Raw genomic sequence first — 13,190 nt, 5'->3', positions numbered from 1 at the left:
TGACGCAAGTGTGGAAGAATCATGTCCTATCGATAAGTGCCAAGAATCGTCGATCGGACTGGTCCATCCCGGATCCGCCCGGCCCCCCACCCGCGAGACCGTGATGACCGCGCCTGCGCCCACCCTCACCATCGAAATCGATCGCCGGCATCAACAGCCGATCTATCTGCAGATCTGCGAACGGTTCAGAACGGCGATCGCTGCCGGTCACCTGCGTCCCGGCGATCGCGTGCCCGCGCTACGTGGCCTGGCGACGCAGCTGAACACGGCGCGCGGCACCGTCGAACAGGCGTACACGATCCTGGTTGACGAGGGCTACCTGCAGATGCGTGGCGCGGCCGGTACGTTCGTCTCGCCGTCGCTGCCCGAATCGCTGACACGCCCCGCGCCCGCGCGAACCGCCGAACCGGCGCAACACGCCGAAGCGGCCAGCGCGCCTTCGGCATCGGGCACATCGCACGTTCATCAACCACCGCTGCGCCAGCCGCCGATCGCCGTCGCGTTGAGCGGGGAGCCCCGCCCGCTGCAGCCCGGCCTTCCCGCGCTCGATGCGTTTCCGCGCAAGGTGTGGCACCGGCTCGTCTCGCAGCGTGCGCGGAGCGGCGAACGCGCGCTGCTCGGCTACCCGAATCCGGCCGGCTACCGGCCGCTGCGCGAGCACATCGCCACCTATCTGGCACTGTCGCGCGGCGTGACCTGCGTGCCGGAACAGGTGTTCGTCACCGGCGGTTACCGCGCGACGCTCGAACTCGTGCTGCGCAGCCTGGCGCGCCCGAACGATCGCGTCTGGTTCGAGGATCCCGGCTATCTGCTCGCGCGCGGCTTTCTGTCCGAGACCGGCGTGCAGCTCGTTCCGGTGCCAGTGGACGCCGAAGGAATCGACGTCGAGCGCGGCATGCAACTGGACGCACAGGCGCGCTTCGCGCTCGTCACGCCGTCGCATCAGAGCCCGCTCGGGCATACGCTGTCGCTCGCGCGGCGGGTTGCGCTGCTCGATTGGGCCGAGAAGGCGTCGGGCTGGATCGTCGAGGACGACTACGACAGCGAGTTTCGTTACGCGGGCCGCCCGCTGCCGGCGCTGAAGAGTCTCGACCGGCGCGATCACGTGATCTACTGCAGCACGTTCAGCAAGGTGATGTACCCCGGTTTGCGACTCGCGTACGCGGTCGTGCCGGAGCGTGCGGTGGAACGCGTCGAACGCGTGGCATGCAGCATGAATGCCGGCTCGCCGACGCTCCTGCAGGCGGCCATGGCCGATTTCATCGAGCAGGGGCATTTCGCACGGCATCTGAAGCGAATGCGCGCGCTATATGGCGAGCGGCGCATGCTGATCGTGCACGCATTGCAGCAGGCGTTCGGCGAGCGGTTGATCGTCGAACTGCCGGCAGGCGGCGTCCAGTTCGCGGTGCAGTTCGCGCAGGGCCCCGACGGCCCGGTCGACGACGTCGCGGTGGCCGAGCGCGCCCGCGACGCGGGGCTCGCGGTGCTGCCGCTTTCGATCTGGTACGCGAATGGCCGCACACAGCACGCGCGACGCGGCCTGATCATCGGATTCGCGAACATCGTCGATGCCGCCGAAGCGCGCCGCCTCGCACATACGCTGCGCGCGTGCGTCGACGGCTGATGCGCCGCGTGCACGCGGCGTACTCATGAGCACCGAGCGCAGATTCGCGAGTGCGCTTGCATAGAGCAGATTGTTCGCGCTCGACTGCTCGGCCAGCCGTATTGGTGCCGAAACGGCAACAGCGTGCGCACCTTCCCGACTCTACCGGGCCTTCATGCGCGCGATTACGATGCGTTCCAAGCAGGTCCTTCGTCCCCCGACGCAGGTTCAATAGTCATCCCGACAGATCAGGAGCGCACGTCATGACACAACGCCTCAACTACTTTCAGCAATCGCCGGAGTTGTCCAAGAAGCTCGTCGAACTCGACGGGTTGTTCCAAAAGACGACGATCGAGGCGCCGGTTCGCGAGCTCGTCGAGATTCGCGCGTCTCAACTCAATGGCTGCGCGTTCTGCGTCGACATGCACATCAAGATGGCAAAGATTCACGGCGAGCGCGAGCTGCGCCTGCACCACGTCGCGATCTGGCGCGAGTCGACGCTATTCTCGCCACGCGAGCGTGCCGCACTGGAATGGACCGATGTACTGACCCATCTTCCCGCCAACGGCGTGCCGGACGATCTCTATGAACGCGTGCGCGAGCACTATTCGGAGAAGGAGCTGTCGGACCTCACGTTCCTCGTGGGCGCGATCAACCACTGGAACCGGCTCAATGTCGCGTTCCGCATCGTACCCGGCTCGTTCGACAAGATGTTCGGTCTCGACAAGGCCAATCTGGAGTGACGGCATGAAACGCATCACGCTCGTTCTGGCGACGCTGGTGTCGTCGCTCCTGACGGTTACGCAGCCGGCCGTCGCCGCACCGCACGCCAAGGTCACGCAGCTGACCACGGAACCGTTGCCCGAGTATCCGGGCAAGGAAGCCGAGATGATCGTCGTCGACTACCCGCCCGGTAGCGTCGATCCCGTTCATCGTCATGACGCGCACGCGTTTGTTTATGTGCTAGAGGGCAGTATCGTGATGGCGCTGAACGGTGGCAAGGAAGTCACGCTGCACGCAGGCGACACCTTCCACGAAGGCCCGGACGACATACACACGGTCGGACGAAATACCAGCGACACGAAGCCGGCAAAGTTCCTCGTGCTCCTGATCAAGAACAAGGGCGCACCGGTCCTCACGCCCGTCAAGTAGCGCGGTCGTTCGTCGAGAACCGAGTACGCTGGCCGCATACGGTCCTGATCGACCGATGCGGCGCAGTGGGCAATTCGGGCAGGCGTTGGCTGTGCTGTCCGGCACTTGAGGGCTTTCGCCGGAGCGCATCGGGGAATCCACGCCCGCCGTGGATCATGCAGACGCTTCCACTGCGGCATTGCCAATCGTCGGATATGACACGCCGCGTTGCTTCGCGAGTCCGCGCGAATCGCACGCGATTTGCCTACACTTTCCCCGCCAGATGAAACCGCGACGCCGGATGCCACAGCTGCACCGACGTCGCGACATGCTCGCCGACCCACGTGCGGCGCTTCAGCAACAGGCACGGCTCGCCGATTTCCATCACGAGATGTCGGCGCACCTGCGCATCGGGTTTCTGCGCGTAGATGCGAAATTCCGCGCGCTGGATCGGCGCAAGGCGCACCATGTAATGGTTCGGCGTCTCGATTGTGAAATCCTGCTCCAGATACGCAGGGAATAGCGCCGGATTGACGTAGCGATCCTCGAACTGGATCGGCTCGTCTTCCTCGTAATGCACGATCCGCGAATGAAACGCGGGCCCCGCACGGAGCCCGAGCGCGTCGAGCGCATCCGGATCGTCGCTGCTTTCGATCAACAGCACACGTGCGCTGTGCCGATGTCCGCGCTCGGCGATCTCGTCCGCGATGTTGCGGATCTCGAGCACCGTCGATTCGTAATGGCGGCGCTCGACGAAGGTGCCCGCGCCCTGGATGCGGGTCAACACGCGCTCGGCGGTCAACTCGCGCAGTGCGCGCGACACCGTCATCCGTGCCACACCGAACTCCTTGACCAGTTCGGCCTCGGTCGGAATCGCACCGCCGGGCTTCCAGTCGCCGTTCGCGATCCGCTCGACCACGTAGCGCTTGATCTGCTGGTACGCCGGCAGCGCGCGCGCCGGCACGTCGTCGCCCGGTGTACCCGCCGGCCGGGCGGGAGTGTATCGTTCCGCTTCGTTCATGCGCCCTCGACCGTATGAAGGTTGGATGACCCGCTGGCCATCGCGTCGCCGATCGTCACAGCACCGACGGCGGCGCGCCCGCGACGATGCCGGCCGCGATCGCGATGTCGTCCGCGAGCGGCCGGTCGTCGTGGTAGGCAGGCAAGCGCTCGCGCACGTGCCGCCATAGCGCCTCGGTCGACGCCGCCCGCGACGCGTCGTTCTCCTGCAAATCGTACGCCTGCGCGGCAGCCAGCAACTCGATCGCGAGCACGCGCGTTGCATTCTCGATGATGTCGAGCGCCTTCAGCGCGGCCGGCGTCGCATGGCACAGGTGATCTTCCTGCAAGCCCGACGTGATGCCGCCGTCGAGGCTCGCCGGCGCCGCCAGCCGCTGGTTCTGCGCAACGAGTGCCACCGCCGTGTACTGCGCGATCATGAACCCCGAACACGTGCCGCCCGGTGCCGCGAGAAACGCCGGCAGCCTGCTCACGAGCGGATTGACGAGGCGGTCGAGCCTCCGTTCGGCAATCGCCGCGACCTGCGCCATCGCGGCCGCAAGGCTGTCCATCGCGAGCGCGATACCCGCGCCGACCGCATGCGCCTGAGAATGCACGGCCGGCGCGTCGCGCGTACCGGCGACGATCGGATTATCGGTGACGGAGGCGAGCTCGCGATCGACGACTTCCGCGGTGACCGCCAACACGTCGCGCGCCGCGCCGTGCACGTGTGGAATCGTGCGCAGACTGAGCGGATCCTGCGTATGCCGGCCGTTTGCCGCGGCGAGCATCGGGCTGTCTGCGAGCATCGCCCGCAAACGCGCGCCAACGTGCCCGATGCCGGGCGAGATCCGCAGCGCCAACGACGCCGGATCGAACGCGGCGAGCTGGCCGCCGAGATTCTCGAAGCTCATCGCCGAAACCCAGTCGGCCCAGTCGAGCAGTCGTTCCGCGCGCGCGAGCGCGAGCGCGGCGAGCCCCGTGACGCACGGTGTGCCATTGACGAGACTCAACCCCTCCTTCGCGCCTAGCGCCAGCGGTTCCCGGCCGATACGGCGCAGCGCGTCGTCGCCGCGCACGCGTTCGCCGCGATGGCGCGCGTGGCCGTGCCCGATGCAGACGAGCGCGACGTGCGCCATGTGGGTCAGGTAGCCGACCGAACCGTGCGCCGGCACTTCCGGCAGGCAATCGTGTTCGAGCAGCGCGACCAGTTGATCGACGATGTCGGCGCGCACGCCCGAATGCCCGTGTGCGTAGTTGTTGATCGCGGCCGCGATGATCGCGCGTGTTTCCGCTGCACCGAGCGGCGCGCCGACGCCGACCGCGTGGCTCATCAGGATGTTGCGCGACAGCGTGCCCTGCTGCGCCGGCGACACGATCACGTCGCACAGCGCGCCGACGCCCGTGTTGACGCCATACGCGCGAATGCCGCGCGCGACGATTTCGTCGACGAGCTCGCGCGCCGCGACGACACGCCGGCGCGCATCGTCGGTCAATGCAAGCGGCTCGCCGGCCGCCACTGCTGCAATCTGCCGCCAGTCGAGCGGCCGTGCCGAACGGAGTACGGTCATGGCAGCCTCAATTCGCGGCGCGGTCGTGATGGCTCGACACAAACTGGCGGAAGCGTTCGGAGCACTGGCCGCCGAACAGCTCGCCGGGCGTCCCGTCCGCATCGACCTCGCCCTGATGCAGAAACATCACGCGGTTCGACACATGCCGCGCGAACCCCATTTCGTGCGTGACGACCAGCATCGTGCGCCCTTCCTCCGCGAGCGAGCGCATCACGCGCAGTACCTCGCCGACCAGCTCCGGATCGAGCGCCGACGTCGGTTCATCGAACAGCATCACCTTCGGATGCATCGCGAGCGCGCGGGCGATTGCGACACGTTGCTGCTGGCCGCCAGACAGGTGCGCCGGATAGTAGCCGCGCTTGTCCGCGAGGCCGACGCGCGCGAGCAGCGCCTCGGCTTCCTCGACCGCTTCCGCGCGGCTGCGCTTCTGCACGCGCAGCGGCCCTTCGACGAGATTGTCGAGCACGGTCATGTGCGACCACAGGTTGAAATTCTGGAACACCATCCCGAGCTGCGAGCGGATGCGGTCGACCTGCCGCCGGTCGCCCGGATGCAACTTGCCGTCGCGTGCGCGCTTCATCTTCAGTTCCTCGCCGGCAAGCGCGACGGAGCCGTCGTCGGGCGTCTCGAGCAGGTTCAGACAGCGCAGGAAGGTGCTCTTGCCCGATCCGCTTGCGCCGAGGATCGAGATGACGTCGCCCTCGTGCGCGTCGAGCGAAATGCCCTTCAGCACGTGGTGATCGCCGAACGACTTGTGGATGTTCCTGACCGACAGGGCAACGGGGGCAGCGGTATTCATCGGATTCTCCTGGAAGGATGGCGGCGGTCAGGATGCGACCCGCCGGGCGTTGCGCGCGTCGGCAGCGGGCGCACCGGACGGCTTCGGCGCGCGAAGGTGGCCCAACAGCCGCCATTCGAGCGCGCCCAGCAGGCGCACGACGACGAAGTTCAGGCCCAGGTAGATGAGGGCCGCGCACACGAACACCTCGGTCGTCCGGTAGGTCTGCTGGATGATCTGCTGCGCGACGCCCGTCACTTCCCACACGGTCACGAGGCTGGCGAGCGCGGTCGACTTGACCAGCAGTACGGCTTCGGTCGAATACGCGGGCAGGCATTGGCGCAACGCGATCGGACCGATCACGCGACGCAGCAGTGCGAAGCCCGACAGGCCGATCGAATAGCCGGCCTCGATCTGCCCGACCGGCACGGCCATCAGCCCGCCGCGCAGGATCTCGGCCGTATAGCCGGCGGTGCACAGCGCGAGCGACAGCACCGCGCACACGTACGGCTCGCGCAGCAGCGGCCACATGAAGCTCTCGCGGATCACGCCGAACTGGCCGAGCCCGTAGTACACGAGGAACATCTGGATCAGCAGCGGTGAGCCGCGAAACACAAGGATGTACGTACGCGCGAAGCGGTTCGGCAGCCAGCGCGGCGACACGCGCATCGTGACGATCACGAGCGACAGCAGGCCGCCGAGCACGAGCGACGCGAAGAACAGGCCGAGCGTGGTCGGCACCGCTGCGAGCAGCTGGCGCAGCGTGTCGAAAAGGAAGTCGAAATCGAGTGACATGCGGGCTCTCCGTCAGTTGCGTGCGAAGTTGCGGCGGAACGACCGGCCGACGATCGCTTCAGCCCGGTTGAACACGCGGTTCGACAGGCCCGTCATCACCAGATAGAGCGCACCGCCCGCGACGAAGAACACGAAATACTGATGGGTCGAGTTCGCCGCGATCTGGCTCGTGCGCAGCAGCTCGGCGAGCCCGGTGACCGAAATCAGCGCCGAATCCTTGAGGCTCAGCTGCCACACATTGCCGATACCTGGCAACGCGAAGCGCAGCACCTGCGGGATCAGAACGCGGCGCAGGACCATGCTGCGCGGCATGCCGATCGAGCGCGCCGCTTCGAGCTCGCCCTTCGACACCGCGAGCACGGCCGCGCGATACACCTCGGCCTGGTACGCGCCGGAAATCATCCCCACCGCGAGCGCGCCGATCACGAACGGCGGCACGCCGATGAAGCCTTCGGCGCCGAACCACTGGCCGACGGTCGTGACGAGCGTCGAGCCGCCGAAGTAGAACAGGTAGATGACGAGCAGTTCGGGCACGCCGCGGAACACCGTCGTGTACAGGTCGCCGAGCAGGCGGGCGCTGCGGTGGCGCGACAACTTCGCGGCCGCGATCGCCGCGCCGATCAAGGCGCCGACCGCGAGCGCAGCGAGCGTCAACGCGACCGTCATCAGCGCGGCGAGTAGCAGCACGCTGCCCCAGCCTTCGGTTCCGAAGCCCAGCATTTCAAGGATCGCCATACGTGCCTCCCGGCAAGCATTGATTGGATCGGCAGGATGCGCACCGCCGCCGTCGCGTGGATCGCCTACGCGACGGCGGCCGGACGCGGGCTTACGGCGTGACGTCGGTCTTGAACCACTTGTCGGCAAGTTTCTTCACGGTGCCGTCCGCGAGCGCGGCACCGATCGCCGCATCGAACTTCGTCTTCAGGTCGGCATCCTGCTTGCGGAACGCGAGCCCTTCGCCCGGCCCCCAGATCGGGCCGCCGAGCTTCGGGCCCGCGAGTACGATCGATGCGTTGTCTTTCTTCGCATTGTTCGCCGCGTAATAAGTGACGTCGTCGAACGATGCGTCGATGCGTCCGGCGACGAGGTCGAGATCGCGCTCAGGCGAGGTCTTGTACACGCGGATCGACGCGATGTCCTTGAAGCTGTCGTTGATGAACTTGGTATAGACGGTGCCCGACTGGATGCCGATCGTCTTGCCCTTCAGTTGCTTGCGCAGTGCTTCGACGGTCGGCTTGTCGGCATTCGTGTCGCCCGACAGCTTGACGATCGGTGCACCGGGCGCGGCCTTCGGCAGGATCCTGGTGTCGGTGACGGCGAACGTCGCGGGCGTCGCCGCATACGGGCGCGAGAACAGCAGTATCTTTTCGCGTTCCGGCGTAATCGAGATCGCATCCATCAGGATATCGAACTTGCCGGCCTGCAGACCCGGAATCATCCCGTCCCAGTCCTGCGCAACCATGTTGCACTGCACCTTGATGCGCTCGCACACGTTGGCGAGCAGTTCGGGCTCGAAGCCGCCGATCTTGCCGCCCGGCAGCGTGAGGTTCCAAGGCGCGTAGCCGCCTTCGAGCGCCACCGTCACCGTCTTCCATTCCTTCGCCTGTGCCGGTGCGCAAAACGTTGCCGCAGCCGCCGCGATGACCCCGATCGTCCTGATTGTCCACTTGATGCGCTTGCCGTTCACGAGAGTTCTCCTTGCGTTGAAGTTCGCCATCCCTTCGGTCATGCAAGCGGCCTCAGGAATTTGTCTATACAAGCATGCAAGAAGAAAAATGTGGCGACAAGCGCTGATCAAAAAAGAACCTGAAAACGCGGGAAATCCCCTAAAAATTGGCTCCGATGTGCGTCACGAAGGGAGATCAGGAGCACGAATATGGTGCATGCAACGCGATCACCCGATGACGATGACTAGACAAATTCCTGATTCGTCTGTTTCGATAAACGAACTAAACTTGATGGCGGATGCATGCAGGCGTGCCCGTAGCCGTATTGCCCGCAAGACTGCCGCGGCAAACTCGAGCGTCCTCAGCGGCGACGGAGCCTGGCAGCCACGCCACGAATACTCAAAAACACGAAAAAGTCGCGGATCGCACCGGATGTCGGCGGACCCTCAAACCTCAAGACAGGGTTGCTCGCGCGTTCCGAACCGCCCGGAACGGACTGGAACCGAGATCATCAGTATCACGGAAAGTAGTAGCGCGACTGCCATGAAGATGTACGAGGTCTACGGGCCTCCGGTCGCACCATTTAGATACCCAACTACCCACGAACCGAGAAACGCGCCTAGCAGGCTGCTGAAGTACCGGCGGTAACGTCATCGGGGATGGCCCCTGAAGCGTTGATGGAAGCCCCCCACTTGCCCCCTGGAGATCATGCGCGGCGCCGACACATTCACCGAGAGTCTGTTTTCCATGCGCAAGCTGGACGACTTCGTTCCGAAGTCTCATCCGTTGCGTTCGATCCGCTTGATGGCGAACGAAGCACTGGCGAAGATGGATCAGTTGTTTGCCGGGATGTACGAGGCCGACATCAAGGGTGGGCGGCCGAGCATCGCGCCGGAGAAGTTGCTGCGAGCCATGCTGATCCAGGTGCTCTACAGCGTCCGCTCGGAGCGCCAACTGATGGAGCAGGTGCAGTACAACTTGCTGTTTCGCTGGTTCATCGGCTTGGCCATGGATGACGAGGTCTGGGTGCCGACGGTCTTCACGAAGAACCGCGAACGTCTGATCAAGCACGATGCGATCATCGAATTCTTCAACGAGGTGGCGGTGATCGCCGAGAAGAAGTGCCTGCTCTCGGGCGAGCACTTCAGCGTGGACGGCACGCTGATCCAGGCGTGGGCGGGGCACAAGAGCTTCGTGCCCAAGGACAATGACGATCAGGATCGCGACGGCGGCAGCGCAGGCGACTTCAAAGGCGAGAAGCGCAGCAACGAAACACATGAGTCCAGGACCGATCCCGATGCACGGCTCTATCGATGAAATCGGTGGGCAATCTCACTGACTTCGTACGCAGCCACATGCTCGAGCCGTTCGAGGTGGCACCGCGCGTCGACGCATTGATCACTCACTTCGACGATCTGAATCGCGCGCACGAGGCAGTACTGAAAGCCAAACGCCAAGTAGAACTGCTGACACCGCTTGTCGACGACTGCGATCGCCACAGCGAGCAAGGACAAGCGCCGCGACGCAGCGCAGTTCGAGCGGCTGCTCGAAATCACACGCTCCCGCCAGCCGAAGCTCACCATGTGGCTTGCGCAGCACCCGTTGCAAGCGCTCGAATTCGCGGGCGATTGGGAACGAATGCTGGCGGTCGTCGATTGGCTGCAAGCACATCCGCAGCCGGGCGTATAGACGAGCATATGTTCGTGCTCGTTGAGTTCCTTCGCGACGCTGGCGATGCGCAGCCCGGGCGAGCGGTCAACGTCGACGGTGAACGCGTCTCCGCGCTTGCCGTAAAGTACGCGGGCATCGTGCACGACTGGTTTCAGGAACGCGCGATCACGGGCCACTTGTTGGACGGCGGAGGTATCTCGACTGAGGTGGTTCGTTTTGCCGACGTGCCTGCCTTTGTCATTCTGAAAGCCTTGGCGCTGGACGACCGCATGGAAAACAAGGATGCGGCCGACCTCATCCACGTGCTGCGGTATGCGGGAACGATCGACGAAGTCGCCGAACTGTTCGTGCAGCGGGCGTTGTCGCAGGCCCACCCCGACGCAATCGAAGCAGGACTCGCGGCCCTGCACCGGCGCTTCTGCGACGACGAACATGGCGAGGGATACCAAAAGGTCGGAGCAGTGGCCTACGCGAAGTTCCACTACCAGGCCAACGATGATGCCTTGGTGCGAGACCAGCGCTTCGCGTCGGGTCTCGCTCGCGCGGTCCTGGATGACTTCAACGCCAAGCTCGCGGAACGCCAGCGAAAGACTTGAAGCCGTTCGCTTTCCACGGGGAATCGCCCGAACTTGGCGGGCGTCGCCGGAAGCCGACTAAGCTCCTCACGAGCGCGTTCCCGAACGTCATGCCGCCACTCTTCCAAGCTTTTCTTTTTGGATTATGGCAGTTTCATCCTGAGCGGTAAATCAACCTCTATAGTCACGTCCCTCGCGAACACCTGCTGAGAAGTATCGATCGCTTCCTGGACCGCCGCAATCGAGCCAGTGCATGATCGGCGCAATCGGGCCACTCGATGATCGGCGTATTGGAGCCACCGCAGGATCGGCGTAATCGAGCCACGTAGCGGGCTCAGTGTTCTGTCGGGCGGCAGCCCGAAACGCATTTCGAATTTCCGCAACCCGGTACCTTCAGGCTTTTTGCCCGGAGGGCCGATGAGTCGAAGGAGGTTCGAAGTGTTTGAGTATCGACAGGTCCTGGCGCGCATGCGTCAGGGCGATTCCGACCGCGACATTGCCAGCGCACGCCTGATGGGGCGTGGGAAGCTGAAGACCGTCAGGCAGGTCGCGCTCGCTCGGGACTGGCTCGATCCCGGTCGGCCCTTGCCGGACGACGCCGAACTGGCAGCGATCTTCGGACGTAACCATGCCTGCCCTGGTTGATCGATCGAAGATGTACATACCTCCAGCCACGCCGCCATCGACGATTTGTCGGACCGATCGCCTTCGCAAACAGACCTCGTTTCGAATGAGCCGCTGAGCTCGCCGTCTGCGTGGAATGCGCACGTTGGTGCAGTCAGAGAGCGGCCAGTAACCGGAGTTGATGTTCGCTTTCGGCCCCGCAAACCAGTGCGTAGACCCGCATCTTCGTGCGCTCAAGGAGCGAAATGGATTCCGAGCCGGAAAAGTCGTTCCATGCGTCGTCCGCGATTGAGGTCGGCGCGCCGCGGGCTCTCGCGAATGCTCGCAGGAGAAGGCTTGCCTCGCGGCGCAGGACATGGCGGTCAGCGTTCAGAACATACGGCGGACAGTCAGTGCGTAAAACGAGGTAGTACGGAATCGCATTGCGATCACTTTGCATGGAGGCGATACCAGTGACGAAGAATGCGTGCGTTCAGTTTCTCGCGTCGCCGCGGCCGACCGCCGCGTTTGACTGAACGAAGAAATACGCCGAAGGATGCTCTCCGCCAGTGGCCATCTTTCTGAAACAACGACGGTCAAATCGGCCATCAACGAGAGAGCAACCCGCAGCCCGAACAAATCAGCTGATGTCAGACGCCAGCAGTCTTTTCACATGTCGATGACCGAAGCTCCGCTCACCTTTCCGTCTATGATGTCCTTTCCCTGCTGCCGGGCGGCACGCCTTGCTATACCAAAGTCGGAGAATGCATGCGGTTGGTTCAGCCTGAAAACACGGCTCGCGGCGGAGGTTGCTATCGCGCCCGGGCGACATATCCGTACCGCAATGTCATACCCTTCGGCGTAACGGGAATGTCCGTCAAAGCGACTGAATGTGCGGGCGAAGACGAGGGGATGAAGTTCGTACCCCTTGTAGAGAAGAAGCAGGTGTGTCGACATGTTGGTCACTCCACCGGGGACGACTTCAAACGCTGTTGCCGCTCGACGTTGGCTCTTCAGGTCGCCGTCACCTTCTTCGCAGGCGGCTTGAGGATTGCCCCGAGGGGTATCTCGCCGAATTCCAGATAGCGCCATAGCGCGACCGCCAGACGTCTGGCAAGTGCCACAATGCCGATGCGTCGCATACGCTTGCCGCCGCCTGCAAAGCGCTCGTTGAACCAGTCGCTTAGCTGGCTGCTGCGCTGGAAGCGCAACCAGCTCCACGCCAGTTCCACCATCAGCCATCGGGCTCGCTTGTTGCCGATCTTGCTGATGCCCTGCTCGACTTCACTGGTACCGCTGGCATAGGGCGTCGGGGCCAGGCCCAGGCAGCCGGCCACGTCACCGCGGTTGTGAAACTGCCGCCAACCGAACAGTTCCCTGATCAGGACCCAGGCACTGCCGGTGCCGATACCCGCAAGGCGCGCGAGCCGCGCAATCGCGGGTTGCGCACCGCTGCGCACCTCGCGCTGCTGCTGTACCTCGAGCGCCTTGATCTGCCCGGCAGCGAGCAACAGCCGTTCGAATTCGCGTTCGATCTCGGCGCGCAGGGCCGGCAACAGCTGTGTGGTGTGCTGCGCCCACCAGTGCGCCCACGCGCGGCCACCGATGTGCTCGGGCCGCAGGTTGTGGAGAACCAGCAGCGAGCGGATGCGGTTGCTGTGGGCGGTGCGTCCTGCCGCAGGCGACCGAGTTCACGGTGTACCCGCCGCTCATCGTCCTGTTCGGGGGTGGGGATACGTGCGACCGTCCACACCCGGCGCTCACCACCGTAGTAACGCATCAGCATCGACAACAGCT

The 13,190-nt window shown here is 64.5% G+C and carries 14 protein-coding genes and 4 pseudogenes; 8 read left to right on the top strand and 10 right to left on the bottom strand.

Translation table 11 applies throughout. The annotated features are described in order from the left end of the window. Positions 1-103 precede the first annotated feature (103 nt). The 3 genes from DID96_RS20380 (at position 104) to DID96_RS20370 (ending at position 2,755) form a co-directional block, all read left to right on the top strand. Complete coding sequence (locus DID96_RS20380) at positions 104-1,624, top strand: PLP-dependent aminotransferase family protein (RefSeq protein ID WP_124601062.1); 1,521 nt, start codon at positions 104-106, stop codon at positions 1,622-1,624. 242 nt (positions 1,625-1,866) lie between these two features. Beyond that, positions 1,867-2,346 (top strand): carboxymuconolactone decarboxylase family protein, encoded by a 480-nt coding sequence (locus tag DID96_RS20375; RefSeq protein ID WP_124601061.1) that lies wholly within the window; start codon positions 1,867-1,869, stop codon positions 2,344-2,346. Positions 2,347-2,350: 4 nt separating this feature from the next. Continuing rightward, on the top strand, positions 2,351-2,755 hold the full coding sequence (locus DID96_RS20370) for a cupin domain-containing protein (RefSeq protein WP_124601060.1): 405 nt from the start codon (positions 2,351-2,353) through the stop codon (positions 2,753-2,755). A gap of 244 nt (positions 2,756-2,999) precedes the next feature. Here DID96_RS20370 and hutC read toward each other — a convergent pair whose 3' ends face one another. From hutC to DID96_RS38990, 7 genes and pseudogenes are all read right to left on the bottom strand, one after another. After that, the gene (gene hutC / locus DID96_RS20365) at positions 3,000-3,755 is read right to left on the bottom strand and encodes a histidine utilization repressor (RefSeq protein WP_124601059.1); all 756 of its coding nucleotides are present in this window, start codon (positions 3,753-3,755) and stop codon (positions 3,000-3,002) included. Between the two features lie 55 nt (positions 3,756-3,810). Continuing rightward, positions 3,811-5,304, bottom strand: coding sequence for a histidine ammonia-lyase (hutH, locus tag DID96_RS20360; RefSeq protein WP_124601058.1), 1,494 nt, complete (start codon positions 5,302-5,304; stop codon positions 3,811-3,813). 7 nt (positions 5,305-5,311) lie between these two features. Next, on the bottom strand, positions 5,312-6,103 hold the full coding sequence (locus DID96_RS20355; RefSeq protein WP_039353363.1) for an ABC transporter ATP-binding protein: 792 nt from the start codon (positions 6,101-6,103) through the stop codon (positions 5,312-5,314). Between the two features lie 27 nt (positions 6,104-6,130). Then, positions 6,131-6,877, bottom strand: coding sequence for an ABC transporter permease (locus tag DID96_RS20350; RefSeq protein WP_124601057.1), 747 nt, complete (start codon positions 6,875-6,877; stop codon positions 6,131-6,133). Positions 6,878-6,889: 12 nt separating this feature from the next. Then, positions 6,890-7,612: an ABC transporter permease gene (locus tag DID96_RS20345; RefSeq protein ID WP_124601056.1), complete on the bottom strand. Its 723-nt coding sequence runs from the start codon at positions 7,610-7,612 to the stop codon at positions 6,890-6,892. Positions 7,613-7,703: 91 nt separating this feature from the next. After that, entirely contained in the window at positions 7,704-8,564 is an 861-nt protein-coding gene (locus tag DID96_RS20340) for a transporter substrate-binding domain-containing protein (protein ID WP_124601092.1), read from the bottom strand. 426 nt (positions 8,565-8,990) lie between these two features. Next, positions 8,991-9,167 (bottom strand): annotated as a pseudogene (locus DID96_RS38990) (MFS transporter); the annotation flags it as partial. An 85-nt stretch (positions 9,168-9,252) separates the two neighbouring features. Here DID96_RS38990 and DID96_RS20335 point away from each other — a divergent pair. The 5 genes and pseudogenes from DID96_RS20335 to DID96_RS20315 form a co-directional block, all read left to right on the top strand. Continuing rightward, positions 9,253-9,858 (top strand): annotated as a pseudogene (locus tag DID96_RS20335) (IS5 family transposase); the annotation flags it as partial. Then, positions 9,852-10,049 (top strand): annotated as a pseudogene (locus tag DID96_RS20330) (hypothetical protein); the annotation flags it as partial. The pseudogenes DID96_RS20335 and DID96_RS20330, both read left to right, overlap by 7 nt. After that, the gene (locus tag DID96_RS20325; protein ID WP_260463961.1) at positions 10,021-10,233 is read left to right on the top strand and encodes a DUF3322 domain-containing protein; all 213 of its coding nucleotides are present in this window, start codon (positions 10,021-10,023) and stop codon (positions 10,231-10,233) included. The pseudogene DID96_RS20330 and the gene DID96_RS20325, both read left to right, overlap by 29 nt. Before the next feature lie 8 nt (positions 10,234-10,241). Continuing rightward, a complete protein-coding gene (locus DID96_RS20320) occupies positions 10,242-10,811 on the top strand; it encodes a hypothetical protein (RefSeq protein WP_185732311.1) in 570 nt (189 codons plus the stop codon). A 417-nt stretch (positions 10,812-11,228) separates the two neighbouring features. Continuing rightward, positions 11,229-11,408: pseudogene (locus tag DID96_RS20315) on the top strand (IS21 family transposase); the annotation flags it as partial. Positions 11,409-11,568: 160 nt separating this feature from the next. On the opposite strand, the gene DID96_RS39420 reads toward DID96_RS20315, so the two are convergent. The 3 genes from DID96_RS39420 to DID96_RS38985 all read right to left on the bottom strand — a co-directional run bounded on the left by DID96_RS39420 (position 11,569) and on the right by DID96_RS38985 (position 12,949). Continuing rightward, positions 11,569-11,853 carry a hypothetical protein gene (locus DID96_RS39420; protein ID WP_124601055.1) on the bottom strand — a complete coding sequence of 95 codons (285 nt, stop codon included), beginning with the start codon at positions 11,851-11,853 and terminating at the stop codon, positions 11,569-11,571. Positions 11,854-12,062: 209 nt separating this feature from the next. Further along, positions 12,063-12,350: a hypothetical protein gene (locus DID96_RS20305; RefSeq protein ID WP_124601054.1), complete on the bottom strand. Its 288-nt coding sequence runs from the start codon at positions 12,348-12,350 to the stop codon at positions 12,063-12,065. Between the two features lie 56 nt (positions 12,351-12,406). Then, a complete protein-coding gene (locus DID96_RS38985; RefSeq protein ID WP_260463960.1) occupies positions 12,407-12,949 on the bottom strand; it encodes a transposase in 543 nt (180 codons plus the stop codon). Between the last annotated feature and the right edge of the window lie 241 nt (positions 12,950-13,190).

Origin of the sequence: Burkholderia sp. Bp8963 (assembly GCF_003854275.1) — a bacterium.
Taxonomy (GTDB): Bacteria; Pseudomonadota; Gammaproteobacteria; order Burkholderiales; family Burkholderiaceae; genus Burkholderia.
The sequence above is the reverse complement of the archived record's forward strand: the minus strand, read 5'-3'. Positions and strand labels throughout refer to the sequence as shown.